We start from the raw sequence: 23530 nt of genomic DNA, 5'->3' as shown, positions 1-23530 counted from the left end.
GGAAGAGACCAAAGAAGTTGAGTAACCACTACGAAGTACTGGGCCTGTCCCAGGATGCCAGCGCCGAGGAGATCAAGAAGGCCTACCGCAAGCTGGCGCGTAAGCTCCACCCCGATGTTAATTCGGGGCCGGAGGCGGCTGATCAGTTCAAGGTTGTCACCCATGCCTACGAGGTGCTTTCGGACCCCCAGAAGCGCCGTGTTTATGACACCACCGGTAACGAAAACGGTACGGACAACGGCTTCGGCAGCGGCTACTCCGGCCAAGGATTCGCCTTCCAGGACATCTTCGAGACGTTCTTCGGCGGCGCCGGCGGAGGCGGTGGGCCGGCATCGCGTATGCGCCGCGGCCAGGACGCGCTGATTACCGTACGGATTGACCTCAAGGACGCCGTCTTCGGCGTCAACAAGAAGATCGAGGTGGACACCGCCGTCGTCTGCCCTACCTGTGACGGCAGTTGCAGCCGCCCCGGCACCTCCCCGCGCACCTGCGATATTTGCGGCGGCAGCGGACAGGTCCAGCGCGCGGTCCGCTCCATCCTCGGCCAGGTCATGACAACGGCACCATGTGGATCGTGCCAGGGCTTCGGAACCATCATCACCGACCCGTGCCACGAATGTGCCGGTGAAGGCCGTGTCCGCAACCGCCGTACCTTGACAGTGAAGGTTCCCGCGGGCGTTGCCACCGGAACCAGGATCCAACTGGGCAGGCAGGGCGAGGCCGGCGTGGCCGGAGGACCCAGCGGCGATCTCTACGTTGAAATCAAGGTCAACAGCGAGCAGAACTTCGTCCGTGAGGGTGATGATCTGCATGCGACCATGAGCGTGCCAATGACGGCCGCCGCCCTGGGTACCGACGTCACCCTGGACACCTTCGACGGCGAACGCGAATTGAGCATCAAGCCCGGCACCCAGGCCGGCGAAGTCATCACGCTGAAGGGACTCGGCGTCACCCACCTGCGCGGCTATGGCAGGGGAGACCTCAAGGTCCATATTCATGTGGAAACCCCCACCAAGGTCGACGGCGAACAGGAAGAGCTGTTGCGCCAGCTGGCCGCCGCCCGGAATGAGCAGTACAGCGATGGAAAGCTCGTATCCAGCGGAAGCGGTGTCTTCGCGAAACTCCGGGACCGGCTCGGTAACCTCTAAGGGTGACCAACCCCGTATTTTTCGCTTCACCATCTGAACTGGCGCAGCTGGAGGCCGGTGACACCTACCAGCTCGCCGGCCCCGAGGGGCACCACGCCCGCACGGTCAAGCGGCTGGCACCGGGGGAACCGGTGGACATCGTCGACGGCGCCGGCCGGCGGGTCAGCGGAGAAGTCGCCGACGGCGGGGGAGAAGCGCTGCCAGTAAGAATTCTGTCAGTGCTCGATGAACCTCTGCCTTCGCCTTCACTGGTGCTGGTCCAGGCCCTTGCCAAGGGCGGACGCGACGAGCTGGCCATTGAAGCGGCCACCGAGTTGGGAATCGACGCCGTCGTACCGTGGCAGGCTGACCGTTCCATTGTGCGGTGGAAAGACACGAAAGCGGCCAAGGGCCGGGACAAATGGCAGGCGACCGTCCAGGCCGCGTCCAAGCAGGCGCGCCGTGCACGCGTACCGGAGGTGCATCCGCATGTAACCGGCGCCGGACTCGTCGCATTTACCGCCCTGGCCGACTTGGCACTCATACTGCATGAAGAAGCAACCGCTACGATGGCGTCACTGTCGGCCGATTCGGCTGCGTCGCCGGTGCTGCAGGCGGCCGCAGGCCGGAGCGGGCACCCGCAGGAGACGTCCGGATTAGGAGATGTGCCAAAGATCCTGCTCATTGTGGGTCCCGAAGGCGGCATCAGCAATCAGGAAATCGGGACATTGACCGATGCGGGTGCCATCCCTGTCCGGCTTGGAACGCATGTATTGCGATCCTCGACAGCCGGCCCCGCAGCCGTTTCTGTGCTCAGCCATCTGCTGGGCCGCTGGGACTAGTTCCGTCACGCGCCCGGTCCAAACCGGGCTATTCGACCCTGAATTGCTTGGAGTCGACAAAATCGCGTTCGCCACCGGGTTCGCCCTGGAAGACTGACAATTCGTATGCTCCCCTCGGCAGCGTCACGGAGAACTTGAAGGTACCGGAGTTCATTCCTTCACCATCAAGGGCCACGGAACCGGACGGGTATTCCGCTAATTCCGGTTCTTCCGCGCCGGTCCCGACTTCCCTGATCTCCCAGCCAAGAGTGCCGTTCCGGGAGACACCGCGGCCGCTGACAACGACCTTGCTGTCGGCGTACACGGTGCCTGCCTGCGGATCGATGATCCAGACGGGAGCCGCGAGCGAATGCTCACGCACCATCGGCTCTCCCAGGCGGATGTGCCCGAACGCCTTATAGCCCGTGCGGCCGTCGACCAGGATAACGACTTGTATCTGTTGATTCTGCGCAGTCAATCCGAAACTGGCAGCGGCCGCAGTAGCGGTATAGACCAACTGCTGGACGGCACGGCGGGCCATACCCTCATCAAGTGGCTGTTCGAACGCATCGGCGGAGATGTCCACCGTGATGACGTTTTTGGCTGAAATGGAAGCGCCGATGGAGGACGCGGGCCGCCAGGGATTGAAGTAATCCTCATCCAGCGGCTGCTGATTTGTCATCGCGTGAACGGCGGTCGTAATCGGATCGCCGCGATTCTCGGTCTGCCGGAATTCACGGTAGAGGTATACGCTTCGGCTGCTCTCCCCAAGCCAGTAGACCGGAGTCTGCGCTGCAGTCTTAGCCGATTCAAGCGGGACGCTGGACAGCGCCGACGACCTGGCTCCCGGCGCTTCCACGGCTGACGGGGCTGGCATCGAAGTTTCTTGAACTGGTTCGGCCACGTCTGCGGTGCATCCGATCAGCAGAAGTGACGACATCGTCAATGTAGCGAGCCACCCATGGAAGCTGCGCACTGATCCGGTGCCGCCCCCGCGTGCCCGCTGTATTTTGCCGATGATGGTGCCGTTCTTTCCTTGCCTGAACAGAGTCCCGGCGCCTTTGCACCGGGAGGATCTCCCAAGCTTGGCACACGGTCCACCGGCAAAACCGGCTAATTGCCCCATCTCAACCGTACTGAGACCTGATTGATATTCTTCTGAAACCGGACCGCAACCTATTGGCCCGACCTGCCGCTCGCTCCGGGCGTAATCGCGGGCTGTGCCGTACCATTAAAGGGAAGCCGGTGCCGCAGAAACGGCAGTGGAATCTGAACCGTGGCAACGGTTGCTAATTAATCGATACTTAAAGGGGAGATAAAAGGCCTTCGACGGCCGCTCATATGACCGAATTTCCAGTCGACCTCGACCCGGCTGACACGTCAACGGAAAAAGTCTCCTTTGACTCGACAGAACAAATGGTCCAGTCGCTTGGCGCCCAGGACGAGGCGTTGCGGTTTATCGAAAAATCCTTCCCCGGTGTTAGTCTTCACGTCCGCGGCAATGACGTCTCTGTCGGCGGTCCAGCTGCCGACGTAGGCAGGATCGTCCGCCTGATCGAAGAGATCCGGACCCTCGCCGCCAAGCAGACCCTGATAACCCCGCAGCTCCTCCAGCAGTTGGTGACAATGCTGAGCGAGCAGACCTCAAGCCGGCCCGCGGATGTCCTGACCCACAATATTCTGTCCAGCCGCGGCAAAACCATCCGGCCTAAAACGGTCAACCAGAAGAACTATGTCGACGCTATCGACGCCAATACCGTCGTCTTCGGTATCGGCCCGGCAGGTACAGGCAAGACGTATCTCGCCATGGCGAAAGCTGTGCAGGCTCTGCAGCACAAGGAAGTCAACAGAATCATCCTTACGCGGCCCGCCGTGGAAGCGGGCGAGCGGCTCGGATTCCTGCCTGGATCATTGAACGAGAAAATCGATCCCTACCTGCGTCCGCTTTACGATGCCCTGCACGACATGATGGATCCGGATTCAATTCCACGGCTGATGGCGGCGGGGACCATCGAGGTCGCGCCCTTGGCTTATATGCGTGGCCGCACACTGAACGATGCGTTCATCATTCTGGACGAGGCGCAGAATACGACACCGGAACAAATGAAGATGTTCCTCACCCGGCTCGGTTTTGGTTCGAAGATGGTCGTCACCGGCGATGTCACCCAGGTTGACCTCCCCGGGGGCACCCGTTCCGGTCTGCGTATCGTGTCGGAGATCCTGCAGGATATCGACGACGTCGTATTCTCCACGCTTGACGCTTCCGACGTCGTCCGCCACCAGTTGGTCAGCGAAATCGTCACCGCCTACGGCCGCTGGGACGAGATCCAGCGCAGCTACGAATCCCGCGGGGCTGGCAGCCGCAACGGGCACAGCCCGTCCCGGAAGCCCAGGTGAGCCTCATGAGTATCGAGATCAATAATGAGTCGGCGATGGCGGCGGACGACGAAGAGCTGTCCCGGCTCGGGCGTTACGTCCTGGACCGTCTGCATGTGCATCCGCAGGCCGAGCTGTCCATCATTCTGGTCGATACTGAGGCCATGGAGAAGCTCCACATCGAGTGGATGGACGAACCCGGTGCCACGGACGTCTTGTCCTTCCCCATGGACGAATTGCGACCCGGGACCCAAGGACAGCCGAGCTCGGCCGGTGTACTCGGCGACATTGTATTGTGCCCGCAAGTGGCGGAAGAACAAGCCGCGGAGGCCGGCCACAGCACCGGTGACGAACTGCTGCTTTTGACCACCCACGGGATCCTGCACCTCCTTGGCTATGATCATGCCGAACCCGGCGAGGAACGGGAGATGTTCGGCTTGCAGCGCGACCTGCTCTCCGGTTTCACCGGCAGGGCCGCACCCACGGAGACGAAGCAGTGATCACCGTAACCATGACCATTATGGCCCTGGCCTTCATCCTGATCGCGGCCATTCTGACGGCCTCTGAGGCTGCCTTCAGCTTCCTGCCGCGGCAGGAGGCCGAAGAGCTGCTGAAGAAACCGGGCAACGCTCCGATACGCCGGATCCTCGATGATCCGGTCTCGCATATCCATGCGCTCCGGTTCTGGCGGATCTGGTTCGAGATGGCCGCCGCCGTCGCCGTCGCCATCCTGTTCCTGAACCTTTTGGACAGCGTCTGGCTTGCCGGCCTGGTCGCCACCATCGCAATGGCCGGTGTTGGCTTTGTGCTGGTGGGTGTTTCACCCCGCCAGCTGGGCCGGGTCCGTTCCACAGCGATCGTCAAGGCAACCGCTTGGCCCATCCGGATGCTCCGGACGGTGCTCGGACCGGTGCCCCGGTGGCTCGTGGCACTTGGCAATACAGTGACACCGGGCGCAGCAACTGCCGAAGTCTTCTTCACCGAAGAGCAGTTCCGCGAGTTGGTCAACCGCGCAAGCGAAGCCGAAATGATCGAGGATAACGAAGCGGAGCTGATTCATTCTGTCTTCGAGCTCGGCGACACCAAAGTCCGATCGGTCATGGTTCCCAGGATGGATATTGTCAGCATCGACGCGGATGCAACCCTGCGGCAGGCAATGTCGCTGTTCCTGCGCTCCGGATACTCCCGCATCCCGGTGATTGGCGACAACACCGACCAGATTCTTGGCGTGATGTACCTCAAGGACGTCGCAGCCACCATTCATGGTTTGCACGACGACGACGAACCGCCCCTGGCCGCCGATATCTGCCGTGACGTCCGCTACGTTCCTGAATCCAAGCCCGTGGCAGACCTGCTCGAGGAGCTGCAGCGGGAATCCACCCACGTCGCCATCGTTGTCGACGAGTACGGCGGTACCGCGGGTCTCGTGACGCTGGAGGATCTGATCGAGGAAATCGTGGGAGAAATCGTCGACGAGTATGATTCAGAGGCGCCCGAAGTCGAGGAGCTCAGTGATGGCCAATACCGCGTCAGCGCACGACTGAACATTGATGATCTCGGCGAGCTGTTTGGAATCGATCTGGACGACGACGAAGTGGAAACGGTTGGCGGGCTGCTGGCCAAGGCGCTTGGCAGAGTACCCATCGTCGGCAGCGAAGTGGAAGTGCATGGGATTTCATTGCGGGGCGAACGGATCGAGGGACGGCGTAACCGCATCAGCCACATCATCGCTTTCCAGCCTGAACAGGACAACAACAAGGAAGAAGACTCGGAACCCGTGAACCAGAATGAGCCGGTGAACGCATCGTGACTCTCATGACGCCGGGCGACAATCCCGACTACCGCGCAGGTTTTTCGGTTCTGGTGGGGCGCCCTAACGCCGGTAAGTCGACGCTGACCAACGCACTGGTCGGACACAAGGTAGCCATCACTTCCGCCAAGCCGCAGACCACGCGGCACACCATCCGCGGAATTGTGCACCGCGAGGATGCCCAGCTGATCCTGGTCGACACGCCCGGGCTTCACCGCCCCCGGACGCTGCTCGGCCAGCGGCTTAATGATCTGGTCGCCGATACGCTCGCCGAAGTCGATGCGATCGGTTTCTGCCTGCCGGCGAATGAAAAAATCGGGCCGGGGGACACCTACATCGCCAACCAGCTCGCAGCGTTGGGGCGTAAGCCCATCGTCGCCTTCGTTACCAAGACAGATCTCGTTTCCCGCGCGGCGTTGACCGAACAGTTGCTGGCCGTCAGCAAACTCGGAGTTGATGTGCTCGGCGCAGACGGCTGGACGGACATCGTGCCCGTCTCCGCTGCCGATGGATACCAGGTGGACACTGCCGCCGACGTCCTGATACAGCAGATGCCTAAATCCCCTCCGCTTTATCCGGATGGAGAACTTACCGACGAGCCGGAAATGGTCATGGTCGCGGAGTTGGTCCGCGAAGCGGCACTCGAAGGCGTGCGCGATGAACTGCCGCACTCGCTCGCCGTCGTAGTGGAGGAAATTGTGCCCCGCGAAGGCAGGGATGAGGACCATCAATTGCTTGATGTCCGGGTCAATCTCTTTGTCGAACGCTCGTCGCAGAAGGCGATCATCATCGGCCGCGGCGGTGCCCGGCTCAGGGAGGTTGGGACCGCGGCCAGAAAGGGTATCGAAGCACTCCTGGGCACGAGGATTTACCTGGATCTGCATGTAAAAATTGCCAAAGACTGGCAGCGCGACCCGAAACAGCTGGTGCGTCTGGGCTTCTAATCCGTTGCCGTAAGGCGGTGTGGGCGGATGCTTGGATGCCCATCAAGCAGGTAAGGTGTAACGCTGAACGGTAGAGCTTATTGAGGCTGCGTCCAGATTGAACGCGTAAAATATGTGAAATTCCGCAATTCTTTTCGTATTTCCTGAGAGGTCCAAACTATGGGTAGTCGCCGCACTGGTGGGGACGACGGCGCCCGGAACAGGGGTGGAACCTTCCAAAACGGGGGAGCGGGCGACTGGAATTCCTCTGGTCAAGGTGGTGCCGGCCGCCATATGCGGCTGCGCCGCGGCGCATCCCTTTGGCTGAAGATTGTCGCCGTATCGTTGACGGTCGTCCTCATCGGTGGACTTGCCTTCGTCGGCGTCCAGTTGTGGCGGCTGCAGTCGAATCTGGCAACCGCTCCGTTGAATCTGGGAACCGAAGAGGTCTCCGAGCCTCCTGTCGACAAGGAAACCGATCCGATCCAGATCCTGGTCATTGGCACGGATACCCGTACGGGGAATTCCGGCTACGGTTCCACCGAACTGGCGCAAGGCTATGGACACGCCGACGTGATGATGCTGGTGCAGTTGTCGGCGGACCGCGAACGCGTGACAGTGATCAGCTTCCCCAGGGACCTGGTGGTGCCGATGCCGGCATGCGAGGACCCTGAGTCGGGCACCATCTATCCGGCTCAACCTATCGCCCAGATCAACAGCTCACTGAGCTTTGGCGGACCGGGGTGCACCGTGGCCACCATCAACCAAATAACCGGTCTTACCATCGACCATTTCATGATGGCGGACTTCAATGCGGTCAAGGAATTATCCAATACTCTCGGTGGCGTTCAGGTCTGCCTGAATCAGCCTGTCCGGGATCCAAAGTCCAACTTGAATCTGCCGGCGGGCGTCAGCAAGATCAAGGGTGAACAGGCGCTTGCCTTCCTCCGGACACGCCATGGTTTTGGTGACGGCAGCGACCTGGGCCGGATTCGTGCGCAGCAAGGCTTCCTTTCCTCCATGGTCCGGAAGATCAAGGACAACGGCACCCTAAGCAATCTGCCCGAGCTTTATTCGATAGCCGAGACCGTCACGCGCAATCTAACCGTTGATGAAGGATTATCCAAGATCCCGGCGCTCGTCACCATGGCCACACGGCTCAGCGAGGTCGATCTCTCCGATGTAACGTTCATCACGGTTCCAAACGAGCCGTGGCCGCAGAACCCTGCACGACTGCAGCTCCAGCAACCTGCGGCCAACGAGCTGTTCAAGACCCTCCGCCAGGATGGCGACGTCACCGCCGATGACCGCAAGGACGGCCCATCGCCTACTGGTGCCGCCAGCTCCCCAGCACCTTCCACCCCGGCGTCACCCCCGCCATCGGAATCCGCCAGCGAACCTCCCGCGTTTGATCCGGCCACCATCCCGATCGAGATAGTCAATGCTTCAGGAACGAGCGGACGCGCCGCCGAGCTGCTGGAGGTGTTGCAGTCCGAGGGCTACACGATGACTTCCATCGGCCCGCGGGCTGCTGTCCTTCCCGGTACTCAACTGTTCTATGGCGGCATTGTTTCAGAGCAGATGGCCCTTCAGGTCGCCAGTGAACTGGGAATCCCCGATTCACAGGTCGTCGCGTCGGCTTCTCTATCCGGGGTAAAGCTGTCCGTCGGCCAGGACTTCACCGAAGGATCGCAGCTCTCCCAGGGGAACAACCTGCCGCCGGGACTTGTGGGACAGACGGCGGATCAGGTTACCTGCCAGGCCTAGCGCCGGGCAGCTCCTGCCCCGCCCGATTCGGGACGGAGCAGGAGGGGCAGCAACGGAGACTTGCTACCAGATCCGCACGCGTTCCTCTTCGTCCAGCCACAGCTGATCACCGGGTTTTACGCTAAAGGCCTCATGGAACTCGTCCAGATTACGGATCACCGCGTTACACCGGAATTCATTGGGGGAGTGCGGGTCTATAGTCAGCCGCCGAATGGCTTCTTCGGCCCGGATCTTTTGACGCCAGACCTGCGCCCAGGACGCGAAGAACCTTTGGGCACCGCTCAACCCGTCAACGACAGGGGGCTCCTGTCCATCAAGTGAAATCCCATAAGCCTTATAGCTGATGGTCATTCCGCCCAGATCGCCGATATTTTCGCCCAGTGTCAATGAACCATTGACCGTGTGGTCCGGTGCAACGTCCGGACTGAGCTCGTTGAACTGGTCGACCAGCCGCGCGGTCAGTGACTCGAAGGCGGCCCGGTCCTCATCCGACCACCAGTTGCGGAGAGCTCCATCACCGTCAAACTGCGATCCCATGTCATCGAAACCATGACCGACTTCATGCCCGATCACGGCACCAATACCGCCATAGTTCGCCGCCGGATCGGCATCCGCATCAAAGAAGGGCGGCTGTAGAATCGCCGCCGGGAAGACGATTTCGTTCATCGTGGGGTTGTAGTACGCGTTCACTGTTTGAGGAGTTATCAGCCACTCCTGGGTATCGATGGGCGATCCGATTTTTGCCAGTTGCCGCTCCAGTTCGAACACCGAGGCCCGGCGGATATTGCCGAGCAGATCACCTGGTTGGATTTTCAACGCACTGTAGTCGATCCATTTTTCGGGATAGCCGATCTTGGTTTTGAATTTCGAAAGCTTCTCCAGCGCCTTGGTAATCGTCTCCCCGCTCATCCATGACAGCTCCGAGATACTCTGCCGGTAGGCCTCCAGCAGATTCGCGACGAGTTCCTCCATCCGCTCCTTGTGCCGGGGCGGAAAATGCTTCTCGACGTAGAGCTGACCTATGGCTTCGCCCAGTGCGCCTTCAACAAGTCCCACGCCGCGCTTCCAGCGTTCCCTATTCACCGGTGTCCCGCTGAGAGTCGAGCCATAGAAGCTGAAATTCTCCGCAACGAATCCGGAGGCGAGAAACGGCGCCGCACTGTGCAGAATCTGGGTGGCCAGCCAATGCTGCCAATGTTCCAGCGGAATCTCGTTCAAGAGACTTTCGGCGCCGCGGATGAAATTGGGTTGCGCGACCACGACTTCCTCCCGCTGCACGTTTCCGACTCCCAGGTTCGTTAACCACGTTTCCAGCTGCGGCGACATCCCGGCCAGCTCAGCGGCCGGCGTGAGGTTGTAGGTCAGTTGCGGATTGCGGCAGGAAACGCTGTCGAGATGATGGGCGGCCAGCTTGGTCTCCAATGCCATCACGTGCGCCGCCGCCTCCGGAATTTCGACGCCGGCCAGCTCAAGCAGACGGCCGAGATGCTGCTGATACTCCGAGCGGACACTCCCGAACCGCTCCTCGCGGTAATACGACTCGTCCGGAAGGCCCAGCCCGCCCTGCAACAAGTGGAACAAATAGCGGGTCGGATTGCCGGCGTCGTTATTGATGTAGAACTGATACAGACCGCTAACACCTTCCCGGCCGAGTCTGCCCATCAAACCCATCAGCGAACTAATAGTGGAAGTGGCATAGACGGCTTCGATATCAGCCGACACCGGACTGCCCCCGAGCGCATCTATCCGGCGTTCGTCCATAAAACTTGAGTACATATCTCCGATTTTGTGCTGAAGATCCGTGGCATCCGGCCCGGTCGCCGCCGCTTCTTCGATGATGGCGCGCACTGCCACCTCCGCGGCGTCCCGGAGTAAGGTGAACGAACCTTCCAGCGGACGGTCGTCGGGGATGTCGGTTTCCGCTATCCACCGTCCATTTATGTTTCGGAACAGATCATCCTGCGGACGGATGGCACGGTCCATGTTGGCTAAGTCGATTCCCGATTTCGGCACTGCTTCTCCACTATCCGGGGCCGGGCCCCAATTGACTGATGCCATGGGCCGCGCTGCCGGGAAATACCCTGCGTTGCGGCTCCTATGGCGCGTTTCACCCTCATCCTACGCGCCATGTTAGGCTGGAATTGTGCGCGCAGGAATGCTCCTTCTTAGCTGCCGCAGCGGGGCCACACACTCACCAAAGTGACAGGCCGATCCCTCGCTGCGGAGTTTTGTGTTGCCGGCCAACCTTCTAGAAAACCCAACAGAAAAGGCCAACACATTGCGTAATGCACAAAAACCGTCCGGAATGCCCATTTCCAAATATGTGCCGTTCCAGGACCAGATCACCGTCGAACTTCCTGACCGCACTTGGCCGGACAAGAGAATCACGAAGGCACCACGCTGGTGTGCTGTCGACCTTCGGGACGGTAATCAGGCGCTGATCGATCCGATGACGCCTGAGCGCAAACTGAAGATGTTCAATCTGCTGGTGCAGATGGGGTACAAGGAAATCGAAGTCGGTTTCCCTTCCGCCTCGCAGCTGGATTTCGATTTCGTCCGCCAGTTGATTGAGTCCGATCACATTCCTGATGACGTGACGATCCAGGTGCTGACCCAGGCTCGTGAGCACTTGATCGAGCGCACTTATGAGTCCCTGGAGGGCGCAGACCGCGCCATCGTCCATCTCTACAATTCGACGTCCGCCCTGCAGCGCCGCGTCGTGTTCAACCAGGACCAGGACGGCATTGTCGACATTGCCCTCAGCGGGGCCCGGCTGTGCCGGAAGTTCGAGGAACAGCTCAAGAACACGCACATAACGTACGAATACTCACCCGAGTCCTACACCGGAACTGAACTCGAGTTCGCCTCCCGCATCTGCAACGCGGTGACGGATGTCCTGGAGATTTCCGAAGACCGGCAGGTCATCATCAACCTCCCGGCGACCGTGGAGATGGCTACCCCCAACGTGTACGCCGACTCGATCGAGTGGATGAGCCGGAATCTGGACAACCGGGAGAACGTCATCCTGTCGCTGCATCCACATAACGACCGGGGTACGGGCGTCGCGGCGGCCGAACTGGGCTATCTGGCTGGAGCAGACCGGATTGAAGGCTGTCTCTTCGGCAACGGCGAACGCACCGGGAACGTTGACTTGGTGACCCTCGGCCTGAATCTATTCGGTCAGGGCATCGATCCCCAGATCGACTTCTCCTCCATAGACGAGGTGCGCCGGACGGTCGAATACTGCAACCAGCTCCCGGTACCGGAACGCTCGCCCTATGGCGGCGACCTGGTTTTCACGGCCTTCTCCGGCTCGCATCAGGATGCCATCAAAAAGGGCTTTGATGCGATGGAACGCGATGCTGCTGCAGTTGGCAAAACTGTCGACGAGATCCCATGGGCGGTCCCGTACCTGCCGGTCGATCCCAAGGACCTGGGCCGCAGCTATGAGGCTGTTATCCGGGTCAACTCGCAGTCCGGCAAGGGAGGCGTAGCCTACTTGCTCAAGTCGGAGCATGGCCTCGATCTGCCGCGCCGCGCCCAAATTGAATTTTCCGGAGTCGTGCAACGGCGCACCGATACTGAGGGCGGTGAAATCAGCGGTCCCGAACTATGGAACGTTTTTGTTGACGAGTATCTGCCGGGTGAGTCGAAGGATCCCGCCCGCCAGTGGGGCCACTACACGCTGAATTCCGTCAATACACAGACCACGGAAAGCAGCGCCACATCATTGTCGGCGTCCATGCTGGTGGACGGCGTTGCAGTCCGGCGTACTGCCATTGCGACCGGCCCGATAGACGCATTGCTCGACATTCTCAGCCGTGACGGAGTGGATGTCCGGGTGCTGGATTACTCGGAACACGCGTTGTCCTCCGGCGGCAGCGCGCGGGCCGCGGCCTACGTCGAATGTGCCGTGGGGGAGCGGGTGCTGTGGGGCATTGGAATGGACGCCAACACCACGATGTCCTCGCTGAAAGCCGTCATATCAGCGGTCAACCGGGCCATCCGCGACGAAAGCAAATGAGACAATAGAGGCGTGTCCAAGTCATTCGCCTCCCGTACGTACCGGGACCAGGCCGTGGTGCTGCGCACCTACAAGCTGGGTGAGGCGGACCGCATTATCATCCTCCTCTCGCGGGATCACGGCCAGATCCGTGCGGTGGCCAAAGGGATCCGCCGCACCAGCAGCAAGTTCGGCGCGCGGCTGGAACCGTTCATGGTGGCAGACCTGCAGCTGATTTCCGGACGGAACCTCGACATCATCACCCAGGCGGTGTCGTTGGGATCCTATGGCCGGGAGATTGTTGCCGACTACGGCCGGTATACAGTGGCCGCTGCCATGACTGAAACGGCGGAGAGACTGACCGACGTCGATGGCGAATCGGCGCGGGCACAATATCTGCTGCTCGTGGGCGGACTGGCTGCGCTGAGCCGTGGACAGTATGCGCCGGAAATGATCCTGGACTCCTACCTTCTGCGGTCATTGTCGACGGCGGGCTGGGCACCGAACTTTACGGATTGTGCCCGGTGTTCCGAACCTGGACCACATTCTGCCTTTTCTCCTGCGCTGGGCGGCGTTGTGTGTCACGAATGCCGTCCGCCGGGGTCAGCCTCGCCCGCTCCGGAAACAGTGGTGCTGCTCGCTGCCCTCCTGGCCGGCGACTGGAACCAGGCAGTCCGCTCCGATCCGCAACACCGTAAGGAGGCCTCCACTCTGGTGGCCGCATATTTGCAGTGGCATCTCGAACGGGCCGTGAGGTCCATGAAACTTGTGGAGCGTGTGTGAGCCGTACCGCCCGGACCCCCATCAAGCCCTGGCAGCACCCCTCCGGTGCCATTCCGCCGGAAATTCCTGCCCAACTCATCCCGGAACACGTCGCCATCGTCATGGACGGCAATGGGCGTTGGGCCAACCGCCGTGGACTCCCGCGGATTGAGGGCCACCGGGCCGGAGAAGCGGCCCTGCTGGATGTGATGGCCGGCGCTATCGATATCGGCGTCAAATACGTCAGCGTCTACGCCTTTTCCACCGAAAACTGGAAACGCTCGCCCGAAGAAGTCAGATTCCTGATGGGTTTCAGCAGGGACGTTCTCAGGCGCCAGCGCGACCAACTCGACGAATGGGGCGTCCGGGTCCGCTGGTCCGGCCGCCGGCCACGGCTGTGGCGATCGGTCATTAATGAACTTGAGATAGCCGAGGAGCGCACCCGGAACAACGACACCTGCCACCTGACCATGTGCGTGAACTATGGTGGCCGGGCCGAAATCGCCGACGCGGTGACGGCTATCGCCGAAGATGCTGCCGCCGGACGGCTGCGTCCGAAAAGCGTCTCCGAAAAGACGATTCAAAAGTACCTCGACGAACCGGATCTCCCCGACGTCGATTTGTTCCTGCGGACCTCGGGCGAACAGCGGATGTCGAACTTCATGCTGTGGCAATCCGCGTACGCGGAGATGGTCTTCATGGACACGCTTTGGCCCGACGTCGACCGCCGGACCCTCTGGGAGGCCATCGAGATCTTTGCCCGCCGCGACCGGCGGTATGGTGCGGCTGTGGACGCGGCTGGCGGGCCTGCATCCTCCTAGGCCTCAAGCAGGTAGCAGCGCGCCCACTGCTCTAGGTCCTGGTAGACCTGATGCCGCACCGACTTGCTGGAAAGCAGAACATCGTGCAGCGCACCCTCGGTCCGGACTATCGTCACCCTTCGGCCTAGTCCGGGTGCGCGCAGGGCGATCTGCTCAACATCGAGCACGATGTCCGTCTGCATCGCATCATCCGTCCAGGTGGGGCTGACCACGGAGCGCGCCGAGATCAGTACCAGCACCGGAGCATCAATCTTCAGGCCGGCCGCAATCTGGGAATGACCGGCGAGCACGGCCCGGAGCCACCCGGCCCGGATCGGAAAGCCGTATTCCCACCGCCAGTCACTGTTCAGCTCCCATTCGCCATCGGCCTGATTGCTCAAGCTCCGCCAGTACAACCCGAATTCCGGCAGTTTCAGCCTCGCCTTGGGTCTTACGCGCGCCAAGGGCTCCACCAGGGAAGCGGTCGCGTTGCGCACGATCGAGCTGCCATACAACTCCAGCCACGGACTATTCAGGATCAGACTCCTGATCCTTCCGGGATGCCGATGAACCCATAGCGCCGCTATCAGCCCGCCAGCGGAGTGCGCCATCAGGTTCACATTCACCTCGGCGGAACCGCCCTCAATATTGGCCTGCCCGTGGAGTGTTCTTTGGTCCGTTTCGACTGCCTTAATAGCGGCTTCCAGGTCAGCATCATAATCCTCCAGTGAGGTCATGTATCCCGGGGTCTGATGCGGTCGCAGGCTCCGGCCGAATTTGCGCAGATCCACGGCGTAACACGCGACTCCGAGGCTGGCCCAGAACTGCGCCAGTTCAACATGGAAGAAATAGTCGTTCCAGCCATGGACGTACAGAACTGCCTGTGGAGCCGGCCGCGCGGGCCCGGTGGGGTTGTCCCCGTTCCCGTTCCACCAGGTGCGTAACTGCTGGAGGAGCGGCATATCCTCTCCGGCCGGCTCAACGGCGGCGGTTGGCCGATAGCGGACCAGGGTGGCGAGGACTTCTCCTTCTTCATCGGTGCCGAGCGGAAGGTCCAGCTTCTCGAATCCGTGTCCCAGGAAGTCAGGTTCCCATGAGGGTGACTCCATGCTTTGCCCGGCTTCCATCCGGCCATCCTATCGGCCCGGTTTGGCAGCAGGCGTGCGAACGGCAACACTTAACCCATGCGCCTTTATCCTGCCTTCTTCCGTGTGGTTTTTTCCGGTATGGACGCCGAACGGGCACACCGCATCGGCTTCGTCCTGATCCGGACTGCACACCGCATCGGGGCGGGCGGGGTACTTCGCCGCTTCACCCGTCCGCCCCGGGTTTTGCAGACCACAGCGATGGGGCTAACGTTCCCGTCCCCATTCGGTCTGGCAGCGGGGTTCGACAAGGAGGGCAGCGGCGTTGAAGCGCTGACGGACCTCGGTTTCGGCTGCGTGGAAGTCGGAACCATTACCGGCCAGGCCCAGCCGGGAAATCCCCAGCCGCGGCTGTTCCGGTTGGTCCAGGACCGCGCCGTCATTAACAGGATGGGGTTCAATAACGACGGCGCCGCAGCCATTGCGCCTCGGCTTGCCAAGGCGGGCCGTGCCTTGAAGAACCGCTACGGGGCCGTCCGCCCTGTAATCGGGGTCAACATCGGCAAGACAAAAAAAGTGAATCTGCGCGATGCCATCGAGGACTACCTCGTCAGCACCCGGGCGCTGGCCCCAGTCGCGGACTACCTGGTCGTCAACGTCAGCTCGCCCAATACGCCGGGGCTGCGCCTGCTCCAAAACGTTGACTCGCTGCGGCCACTGTTGAAAAGGGTGGGGGAGTGCGCCGACCAGGAGGCGGGACGCCATGTCCCGTTGCTGGTCAAAATCGCACCGGACCTAACAGATTCCGATATTGACGACGTCGCCCGGCTTGCAGTTGATATGGGCCTTGACGGCGTCATCGCCACGAACACGACTATTACCCGCGAAAATCTGACGACCGACGCCGATGCGGTGACCGCCCTCGGCGTCGGAGGTCTTTCCGGTGCGCCGCTGAAAGACCGTTCACTCGAGGTGTTGCGGAGATTGCGACAGGCCGCGGGTGAGGACTTAACCCTGATCTCCGTCGGCGGTGTGGAGACAGCGGAGGATGTCGCCGAGCGGTTGGGGGCAGGGGCCACCCTCGTCCAGGGTTACACCGCTTTCCTCTATGAGGGTCCCTTCTGGGCAGCGGGCATTAACCGCCGGCTTGCCCGCCGGCAAACCACCGCAGTCCGCTCCTGACCATGACCACAGTCGAAACCATCCAGATCACCCCCGCAATCCAAATACCGGTCTGGCCGATGCGGATCATGAAGGCAATATCCTGCGTGGCGCCGTAGAGCATGCTCGCCACTGAATACATCCCGAGCGGGAAAACAATGCTCCACAGAGCCGCCTCATACTTCAGCGGCACGCGCCGGACCATGTGCCGCCACAGCCCGAAAATCAGCAGCAGGGGGATCCACCACAAGCCGAGCGACCACAGCACATAGCTCATTCCCGCGACGAAGTGCCGGGTCGCCTGCATGATGGGAAGGTCCGCGGGCAGCAGGAGGATGCGGGATCCTGCCAGCACCGAGATCGCCGTCGCGCCCATGTAGATCCAGTAAGTGGGGCTCAGTCCGGTGGGAACGTTCTCGCGCACGAGCATGCGGAGGGTAACCAGGGTCGCGACCAGCAGGTAAAGGGCAATTCCAACACCCCATAGACCGATAGCGATCGATCCCATGATCTCCGGGTGCCAGCGGCCCGCGGCGATGGCTGCGGATGTCGCCACGGACTGAGTGCCGACCACCCACAGGAACCAGCTGCCACTAACATCGGCCATCACCGACTTATCCCCGTGTCCCAGGACGACGGCGGATGGAAGAGCGTAGGTCAATAACAGCCACAACACGGCGCTGAAAAGGGCCAAGACCGCAAAACCGGTGAAGCGGCCGGACATGCTCAGATAGGCGCCGATAACATTGGCGGCGGCGACTGTGGTGAAGAAACCAAACGTCTTGGCCGGATTCCCGGCATCGGACATCACGTTCGAACGGTGGGAAGCAAGCCTCCATACAGTCGCTATAACGAGCACTACTCCGCCGGTCACGGCAAATACCAACAGCGTCAGCGAGATGGCTGCCTGGTCGAGGAGGTCAAATCCAAGCGCGGTGATAGCGCTTGCCATCACGAAGGCAAAGGCGGACGGAGGAAGTCCGGCAACCGCGGCGTCGACGCGGCCAATGAGTGCCGGCGCCGTGGAACCGTTGCCTGACACAGAGCTTAGGAGGCGTCGGGGTATTCGCCGCGCTTAACCATTGGTTTCGGCAGGCGGAGCCGGCGGAGCTGAGCTGACCGCGTGACGGCATACCAGGCCGTTCCGGGCTGGACCATACCGAACTTGCGGGTCAGCAGCCCCTTCATCCGGCGGTGCAGAAGGAATCCATCGACGAAGACGATGGCAAACATCGCCCAGAAGGCAATCAGGATCCAAAATGTCAGGCCGGGAATCGGGATGAACGTAATCAGCACGAACACGAAGGCCGCAATGATCAGGTACTCGCCGGCGTTGTAGCGAGCGTCAACGTAATCGCGCGCAAACCGGCGCTGCGGTCCCTTATCGCGCAGCGGGAGATACTTTTCTTCACCGGTATCCAGAGCCTGCCGCATCCTGGCCCGTTCGCGCTGTTGGGCCTCACGGTTCCTGGCCTTCGCTTCCTTACGGTCATTAGGCACCAGTGGCCGCTTGCGCGCAGCCTCTTGGGACTTACGCTTGGGCGTCGGGGCACCTTTGCCCGGGTTCCGGGGTTCCGGATTCTCATTCGAGGAGCTCTCGTCCTCCGCCATCGCTTGGGCGGGCTGCGGCTCTTTATTTCGTCCAAACACCCTTCTACAGTACCTTGTTCCGCCACCATGACGGCACGCTGCTGCGCCGGTATGGTGGCGACTATGACTGATCAACTACAGAACTCCGCCGGCAACGAAGCCGGCACCACAGACACTGTCGATGTCGAAGCCATCCGCCGGCAGATCGAGGCTGACTTCGAGCAAACCGTTAGGCAGCTGAAGGACCTCGTCGCCATTCCCGGAATCGCCTGGGAGGCGTTCGATCCCGAACAGCTCCAACTCAGCGCTGAAGCAGTCGCGGGGCTCATCCGGGAGTCCGGGGTGGAAGATGTGCAGATCCTGCGGGTGGACAACGACGGCGTTCCCGGCGGCCCCGCGGTTGTCGCCCGCCGCCCGGCTGGTGCAGGCAAGCCAACCGTGCTGCTTTATGCACACCACGACGTTCAACCCCCGGGCGAGGCTGAGCTGTGGGGGAGTGAACCGTTCACGGCAACCGAACGGGGGGACCGGCTTTTTGGGCGTGGAGCCGCCGACGACAAGGCCGGCATCATGGCCCATATTTCTGCGCTTCGAAGCCTGGATAGGCTCCTGGGTCCGGATCTCGGCGTCGGTATCACCTTGTTCATTGAGGGCGAGGAGGAGGCCGGTTCGCCAACGTTCCGGAAGTTCCTGCAGACGCACCAGGAACTGCTGCGGGCAGACGTGATCGTGGTGGCCGATTCGAGCAACTGGAAAGTCGGCGTTCCCGCCCTCACCACCAGCCTGCGGGGGCTCGTTGACGGAATCATCGAAGTCCAGGTGCTCGAGCATGCCGTTCATTCGGGCATGTTTGGCGGACCCATTCTCGATGCGCCGACGTTGCTGTCCCGGCTGATTGCCACTCTTCACGATGATTCCGGAGCGGTGTCCATCGAGGGCCTTGTCCGCAATGACGAAGCATCGGTGGAATATCCCGAAGCCGACTACCGGGCCGATGCGTCAGTCCTCGACGGCGTCACTCTGGCCGGAACGGGTTCACTCGCGTCGCGGCTATGGACCCAGCCTGCACTGTCCATCATCGGTATGGACATGCCCAGCGTGGCAAAATCCTCCAATACGCTGCTGCCTTCGGCGCGGGCAAAGTTCAGCCTTCGCCTGGCGCCCGGTCAGGACCCTGCCGAAGCCATGCAGGCGGTTGAAGCGCATGTGCGGAAGCACGCGCCGTTCGGTGCCCGGGTCACCTTCACCCCGGGCGAAACAGGCAGCCCCTTCGCAACTGACACTTCGGCGGCGGCCGGGCAGCGGGCTCTCTGGGCACTGCAACAGGCGTGGGGTGTCGACCCGGTGGAAACCGGTGTTGGAGGCTCGATCCCGTTCATAGCCGACCTGACCGAGATCTACCCTGAGGCGCAGATTCTGATAACCGGGGTGGAAGACCCGGATTCGAGAGCCCACAGTGCCAATGAGTCGCTGCACCTGGGCGAATTCAAGAAGGCCGTCCTGGCTGAGGCTTTGATGTTGGCGAAAATCAACAGTGAAGGACTCTGACGGTATGGAATCAACGCAGCCTTCATCCGGTTACGTCCATAGCCCTGCCGGTCGTAGACTGGAAGTGTGCCTGCACGTGGAATACAGCAACTTAAGCGAGTTGCCGGTTCCGCCACAACCTGCAAGGAGTTAGAAAGCCATGACTGCCACATCAAGCGAAATCCAGAGCGACGCCGGCGCTGCCGAAAAAGATATGCCTCAGCACGAAGTCGAACTCTCTACTGTCGCAGCTGAAAAAGTGCGCAGCCTCCTCGAACAAGAGGGCCGCACCGACCTTCGCCTCCGCGTGGCGGTACAGCCCGGAGGCTGCTCCGGACTGATCTACCAGCTCTACTTCGATGAGCGCATTCTGGACGGCGATGCGCTTCGCGACTTCTCCGGAGTCGGGGTCGTTGTCGACAAGATGAGTGTGCCCTATCTCACAGGGGCAAAAATCGACTTCGAAGACACCATTTCGAAGCAGGGTTTCACCATTGACAACCCCAACGCCGGCGGCTCCTGCGCCTGTGGAGACTCCTTCCACTAAAGGAACTCTGTAGGCGCAACCCTCTTGTTTGCCGGCTCCGACGCACGGGGACAACCTGTCAGCGGAAATCCGGCAGTGACGGTAAGCTCTACAGTGAGTAGTAAAACTGAATGTGCACTCCTGCGCGCAGTTGCGCAGGTGTGGTTGTAGCACGTAACAAGAGGAAGGGCCGTCTGTGAGTTCGCAGAACCAAACCGGCAGCCGGCGCGCTAAGTCCGCCAAGATCACGGGCTTGGCGCTGGTTGGCGCGTTGGCATTGACGGGGTGTTCGGAAGCAGCCCAATACGGCTGGTTGCCCAGCACACCGGACACCACCAACCACACGGATGAGATTATCTCGCTGTGGGTGAATTCATGGATTGCTGCACTGGCGATCGGCGTTCTTACCTGGGCGCTGATCATCTGGTGTCTCGTTGCTTACCGCCGCCGGAAGAACGAGACCGGCTTCCCCCGCCAGATCAGCTACAACCTTCCCCTCGAGGTCCTGTACCTGACGATCCCGCTGTTCATGGTCATGGTGTTGTTCTACTTCACGGATAAGGAACAGCGTCAGCTCAGCGCACGGGTGGACAACCCGGATGTCATCATTGATGTCCGCGGCAAGCAGTGGTCCTGGGACTTCAACTACGTCAAGGCAAACAAGTATGACGCCGGCGTACAGGCACACCTCGACGGCGAAGAGGGCATTCCGGAAACGCTTCCGACGCTGTACCTCCCCGTTGACCAGAGCGTCGAACTGCGGCTGAACGCCCGCGATGTGATCCACTCGTTCTGGGTCCCGGCATTCCTGCAGAAGAAGGACATGATCCCCGGCAAGACGAACTACATCACGTTGACGCCGACCCGCGAGGGCACGTTTGATGGAAAGTGCGCCGAGCTCTGCGGTGAGTACCACTCCGAGATGCTCTTCCGGGTCAAGGTCGTGGACCAGGCCGAGTTCGAAGATCACCTCGCCACACTTCAGGACGGTCAGCTGCGCGAAAAGTATGACCGCGATTCCTACCCGCAACAGAACGACTAAGGGGAACCGGTGTCTACGTACGAATATTCCTCAAGCGACTCCGGAGCAACGGTCGCTCCGCGTGTGGTCCCGAGGTCCAAGGGACGCATCGTCGTCAACTGGCTGACGACGACGGACCATAAGACAATTGGGTATCTCTACCTGATTACGTCGTTCCTGTTCTTCTGTCTCGGCGGCGTGATGGCACTGGTCATCCGGGCCGAACTCTTCGAACCGGGCATGCAGTTGCTGCAGACGAAGGAGCAGTACAACCAGCTCTTCACCATGCACGGCACAGTGATGTTGCTGCTGTTTGCCACCCCGCTGTTCGCCGGGTTCACCAACGTGATCATGCCGTTGCAGATCGGCGCGCCTGATGTGGCGTTCCCGCGGCTGAATGCCCTTGCCTACTGGTTCTTCCTCTTCGGTGCCATCATTGTGATTTCCGGGTTCCTGACCCCGCAAGGTGCCGCTTCCTTCGGCTGGTTCGCGTACGCGCCTCTGTCGAACACAACCTTTTCGCCCGGGCTTGGAGGGGACCTGTGGGTCTTCGGACTGGCGCTGACCGGTTTTGGAACTATCCTCGGTGCCGTCAACTTCATCACCACCATTATCTGCATGCGTGCCCCCGGCATGACCATGTGGCGGATGCCGATCTTCACGTGGAACGCCCTCGTGACGTCCATCCTCGTGTTGATGGCCTTCCCGCCGCTGGCCGCTGCATTGTTCGGACTGGGAGCTGACCGCCGGTTCGGCGCCCATATCTTTGATCCTGAAAACGGTGGCGCCATCCTGTGGCAGCACCTCTTCTGGTTCTTCGGCCACCCCGAGGTGTACATTATTGCGCTGCCGTTCTTCGGTATCGTCTCCGAGATTTTCCCGGTGTTCAGCCGCAAACCGATCTTCGGTTACAAGGGCCTGGTTTACGCGACGATCGCCATTGCCGCGCTGTCTGTGACCGTCTGGGCGCACCACATGTACGTGACCGGCTCGGTACTGCTGCCGTTCTTCGCCTTCATGACCATGCTTATCGCGGTGCCTACAGGAGTGAAGTTCTTCAACTGGATCGGCACCATGTGGCGTGGGTCGATCACTTTTGAGACGCCCATGCTGTGGAGCCTCGGCTTCCTCGTGACCTTCCTCTTCGGCGGACTCACCGGAATCATCCTGGCCTCCCCTCCGCTGGACTTCCACGTCTCCGACACCTACTTCGTGGTGGCCCACTTCCACTACGTTGTCTTCGGTACGGTTGTATTCGCGATGTTCGCCGGATTTTACTTCTGGTGGCCAAAATGGACCGGCAAGATGCTCAATGAGCGGCTTGGAAAGATCCACTTCTGGTTGCTCTTCCTCGGATTCCATGGGACGTTCCTGATCCAGCACTGGCTGGGCGTCCTCGGAATGCCGCGCCGCTACGCGGACTATCTGCCCGAGGATAACTTCACGTGGATGAACCAGTTCTCGACCGTCTCCTCGTTCGTCCTGGGCGCCTCGCTTATCCCGTTCTTCTGGAACGTGTACATTACCTGGCGCAGCAAGACGAAGGTCGCCGTGGACGATCCATGGGGATTCGGCGCGTCGCTCGAATGGGCAACGTCCTGCCCTCCGCCGCGGCACAACTTCACATCGCTTCCGCGTATCCGGTCCGAGCGCCCTGCACTCGATCTGCATCATCCGGAACTGTCAACGTTTGATACATCTCGGTCACCGGCGGCCGCCGCACTTGGCGCTGCCGACAGGGGGGACGCAAGCAAATGAAAGTAGAAACCTACCTCTTCAGCCTGGGCATATTCTTTTTCCTCCCAGCTGCAATCGTGTACGGGTTCATGACTGGTTGGACCGAGTGGGTCGGCATCATCGGCCTGTTGCTCGTCACGGGCCTGTCCGGCATGATCGGGTTCTACCTTGGATTCACGGGCCGCCGCGTCGGAGCGCGGCCTGAAGATCGCCTCGACGGTGAGATACATGAAGGGTCCGGCGAGCAGGGTCACTTCAGCCCTTGGAGCTGGTGGCCGCTGTTCCTCGGTGCGGCCTGCGCCGTCGGTTTCCTCGGACTGGCCATAGATTTCTGGATCGTCTACATTGCAGCCGGCATGACCGTCATCGCACTGATCGGTTGGGTTTACGAGTACAGCCGCGGAGAACACGCGCACTAGTCCATCAACGACCGCTGATCAGCAGGCGCCACTGACCGCTATTGTGGGGAGTTGTCCATTGGGCAGCTCCCCACA

Annotated in this window: 21 protein-coding genes; 16 read left to right on the top strand and 5 right to left on the bottom strand. The window is 61.0% G+C overall.

Annotation, left to right across the window (positions count from 1 at the left end):
* The first annotated feature begins 17 nt into the window (after window positions 1-17).
* Window positions 18-1148 carry a molecular chaperone DnaJ gene (dnaJ, locus tag ACX80B_RS14605; protein ID WP_459297416.1) on the top strand — a complete coding sequence of 377 codons (1131 nt, stop codon included), beginning with the start codon at window positions 18-20 and terminating at the stop codon, window positions 1146-1148.
* A 2-nt stretch (window positions 1149-1150) separates the two neighbouring features.
* On the top strand, window positions 1151-1969 hold the full coding sequence (locus ACX80B_RS14600; RefSeq protein ID WP_459297414.1) for a 16S rRNA (uracil(1498)-N(3))-methyltransferase: 819 nt from the start codon (window positions 1151-1153) through the stop codon (window positions 1967-1969).
* 28 nt (window positions 1970-1997) lie between these two features.
* On the opposite strand, the gene ACX80B_RS14595 is transcribed toward ACX80B_RS14600, so the two are convergent.
* Entirely contained in the window at window positions 1998-2825 is an 828-nt protein-coding gene (locus tag ACX80B_RS14595; protein ID WP_459297412.1) for a GerMN domain-containing protein, read from the bottom strand.
* Between the two features lie 464 nt (window positions 2826-3289).
* Here ACX80B_RS14595 and ACX80B_RS14590 point away from each other — a divergent pair, with 464 nt between their 5' ends.
* The 5 genes from ACX80B_RS14590 (at window position 3290) to ACX80B_RS14570 (ending at window position 8824) form a co-directional block, all read left to right on the top strand.
* A complete protein-coding gene (locus ACX80B_RS14590; protein ID WP_459297410.1) occupies window positions 3290-4345 on the top strand; it encodes a PhoH family protein in 1056 nt (351 codons plus the stop codon).
* Window positions 4346-4350: 5 nt separating this feature from the next.
* Window positions 4351-4824 (top strand): rRNA maturation RNase YbeY, encoded by a 474-nt coding sequence (ybeY, locus tag ACX80B_RS14585; protein WP_459297409.1) that lies wholly within the window; start codon window positions 4351-4353, stop codon window positions 4822-4824.
* Window positions 4821-6134 (top strand): hemolysin family protein, encoded by a 1314-nt coding sequence (locus ACX80B_RS14580; RefSeq protein ID WP_459297407.1) that lies wholly within the window; start codon window positions 4821-4823, stop codon window positions 6132-6134. Before ybeY ends, ACX80B_RS14580 begins: the two co-directional genes overlap by 4 nt.
* Before the next feature lie 5 nt (window positions 6135-6139).
* Window positions 6140-7078 carry a GTPase Era gene (era, locus tag ACX80B_RS14575; RefSeq protein WP_459297598.1) on the top strand — a complete coding sequence of 313 codons (939 nt, stop codon included), beginning with the start codon at window positions 6140-6142 and terminating at the stop codon, window positions 7076-7078.
* A gap of 159 nt (window positions 7079-7237) precedes the next feature.
* Window positions 7238-8824, top strand: a complete 1587-nt coding sequence (locus ACX80B_RS14570) for an LCP family protein (protein ID WP_459297405.1) — start codon at window positions 7238-7240, stop codon at window positions 8822-8824.
* 63 nt (window positions 8825-8887) lie between these two features.
* Here the strand turns inward: ACX80B_RS14570 and ACX80B_RS14565 are convergent, their stop codons facing one another.
* Window positions 8888-10837 (bottom strand): M13 family metallopeptidase, encoded by a 1950-nt coding sequence (locus ACX80B_RS14565; RefSeq protein ID WP_459297403.1) that lies wholly within the window; start codon window positions 10835-10837, stop codon window positions 8888-8890.
* 265 nt (window positions 10838-11102) lie between these two features.
* On the opposite strand from ACX80B_RS14565, the gene leuA reads away from it, so the two are divergent.
* The 3 genes from leuA to ACX80B_RS14550 are packed head-to-tail and all read left to right on the top strand — an operon-like array spanning window position 11103 to window position 14410.
* Window positions 11103-12848 carry a 2-isopropylmalate synthase gene (gene leuA / locus ACX80B_RS14560; protein WP_459297401.1) on the top strand — a complete coding sequence of 582 codons (1746 nt, stop codon included), beginning with the start codon at window positions 11103-11105 and terminating at the stop codon, window positions 12846-12848.
* Window positions 12849-12860: 12 nt separating this feature from the next.
* A complete protein-coding gene (gene recO / locus ACX80B_RS14555) occupies window positions 12861-13610 on the top strand; it encodes a DNA repair protein RecO (RefSeq protein WP_459297399.1) in 750 nt (249 codons plus the stop codon).
* A complete protein-coding gene (locus ACX80B_RS14550; RefSeq protein WP_459297397.1) occupies window positions 13607-14410 on the top strand; it encodes an isoprenyl transferase in 804 nt (267 codons plus the stop codon). Before recO ends, ACX80B_RS14550 begins: the two co-directional genes overlap by 4 nt.
* On the opposite strand, the gene ACX80B_RS14545 is transcribed toward ACX80B_RS14550, so the two are convergent.
* The gene (locus tag ACX80B_RS14545; protein WP_459297395.1) at window positions 14407-15516 is read right to left on the bottom strand and encodes an alpha/beta hydrolase; all 1110 of its coding nucleotides are present in this window, start codon (window positions 15514-15516) and stop codon (window positions 14407-14409) included. The genes ACX80B_RS14550 and ACX80B_RS14545 overlap by 4 nt on opposite strands.
* A 57-nt stretch (window positions 15517-15573) precedes the next feature.
* Here ACX80B_RS14545 and ACX80B_RS14540 point away from each other — a divergent pair, with 57 nt between their 5' ends.
* On the top strand, window positions 15574-16656 hold the full coding sequence (locus ACX80B_RS14540; protein WP_459297393.1) for a quinone-dependent dihydroorotate dehydrogenase: 1083 nt from the start codon (window positions 15574-15576) through the stop codon (window positions 16654-16656).
* Here the strand turns inward: ACX80B_RS14540 and ACX80B_RS14535 are convergent.
* Entirely contained in the window at window positions 16610-17677 is a 1068-nt protein-coding gene (locus ACX80B_RS14535) for a tellurite resistance/C4-dicarboxylate transporter family protein (protein ID WP_459297391.1), read from the bottom strand. The genes ACX80B_RS14540 and ACX80B_RS14535 overlap by 47 nt on opposite strands.
* A 5-nt stretch (window positions 17678-17682) precedes the next feature.
* Complete coding sequence (locus ACX80B_RS14530) at window positions 17683-18285, bottom strand: DUF3043 domain-containing protein (RefSeq protein ID WP_459297389.1); 603 nt, start codon at window positions 18283-18285, stop codon at window positions 17683-17685.
* Window positions 18286-18348: 63 nt separating this feature from the next.
* Here ACX80B_RS14530 and ACX80B_RS14525 point away from each other — a divergent pair, with 63 nt between their 5' ends.
* The 5 genes from ACX80B_RS14525 (at window position 18349) to ACX80B_RS14505 (ending at window position 23455) form a co-directional block, all read left to right on the top strand.
* Entirely contained in the window at window positions 18349-19773 is a 1425-nt protein-coding gene (locus ACX80B_RS14525; protein ID WP_459297387.1) for a M20/M25/M40 family metallo-hydrolase, read from the top strand.
* A 139-nt stretch (window positions 19774-19912) separates the two neighbouring features.
* On the top strand, window positions 19913-20299 hold the full coding sequence (locus tag ACX80B_RS14520; RefSeq protein WP_459297385.1) for a HesB/IscA family protein: 387 nt from the start codon (window positions 19913-19915) through the stop codon (window positions 20297-20299).
* Window positions 20300-20474: 175 nt separating this feature from the next.
* Complete coding sequence (gene ctaC / locus ACX80B_RS14515; protein ID WP_459297383.1) at window positions 20475-21320, top strand: aa3-type cytochrome oxidase subunit II; 846 nt, start codon at window positions 20475-20477, stop codon at window positions 21318-21320.
* A gap of 9 nt (window positions 21321-21329) precedes the next feature.
* Window positions 21330-23057, top strand: a complete 1728-nt coding sequence (gene ctaD / locus ACX80B_RS14510) for an aa3-type cytochrome oxidase subunit I (RefSeq protein WP_459297381.1) — start codon at window positions 21330-21332, stop codon at window positions 23055-23057.
* On the top strand, window positions 23054-23455 hold the full coding sequence (locus ACX80B_RS14505) for a cytochrome c oxidase subunit 4 (protein WP_459297379.1): 402 nt from the start codon (window positions 23054-23056) through the stop codon (window positions 23453-23455). Before ctaD ends, ACX80B_RS14505 begins: the two co-directional genes overlap by 4 nt.
* Window positions 23456-23530 lie beyond the last annotated feature (75 nt).

It is taken from the genome of Arthrobacter monumenti (assembly GCF_054511255.1).
Note: the sequence above shows the minus strand (reverse complement) of the source record. Positions and strands in the feature narration are given on the sequence as shown.

Excerpts from the sequence above, each read along its gene's own strand:
- ACX80B_RS14595 (WP_459297412.1), bottom strand. The coding sequence starts at position 2,825 with ATGCCAGCCCCGTCAGCCGTGGAAGCGCCGGGAGCCAGGTCGTCGGCG.
- ybeY (WP_459297409.1), top strand. The coding sequence starts at position 4,351 with ATGAGTATCGAGATCAATAATGAGTCGGCGATGGCGGCGGACGACGAA.
- era (WP_459297598.1), top strand. The coding sequence starts at position 6,140 with ATGACGCCGGGCGACAATCCCGACTACCGCGCAGGTTTTTCGGTTCTG.
- ACX80B_RS14570 (WP_459297405.1), top strand. The coding sequence starts at position 7,238 with ATGGGTAGTCGCCGCACTGGTGGGGACGACGGCGCCCGGAACAGGGGT.
- ACX80B_RS14545 (WP_459297395.1), bottom strand. The coding sequence starts at position 15,516 with ATGGAAGCCGGGCAAAGCATGGAGTCACCCTCATGGGAACCTGACTTC.
- ACX80B_RS14540 (WP_459297393.1), top strand. The coding sequence starts at position 15,574 with ATGCGCCTTTATCCTGCCTTCTTCCGTGTGGTTTTTTCCGGTATGGAC.
- ACX80B_RS14520 (WP_459297385.1), top strand. The coding sequence starts at position 19,913 with ATGACTGCCACATCAAGCGAAATCCAGAGCGACGCCGGCGCTGCCGAA.
- ACX80B_RS14525 (WP_459297387.1), top strand. The coding sequence starts at position 18,349 with ATGACTGATCAACTACAGAACTCCGCCGGCAACGAAGCCGGCACCACA.
- ACX80B_RS14505 (WP_459297379.1), top strand. The coding sequence starts at position 23,054 with ATGAAAGTAGAAACCTACCTCTTCAGCCTGGGCATATTCTTTTTCCTC.
- ACX80B_RS14590 (WP_459297410.1), top strand. The coding sequence starts at position 3,290 with ATGACCGAATTTCCAGTCGACCTCGACCCGGCTGACACGTCAACGGAA.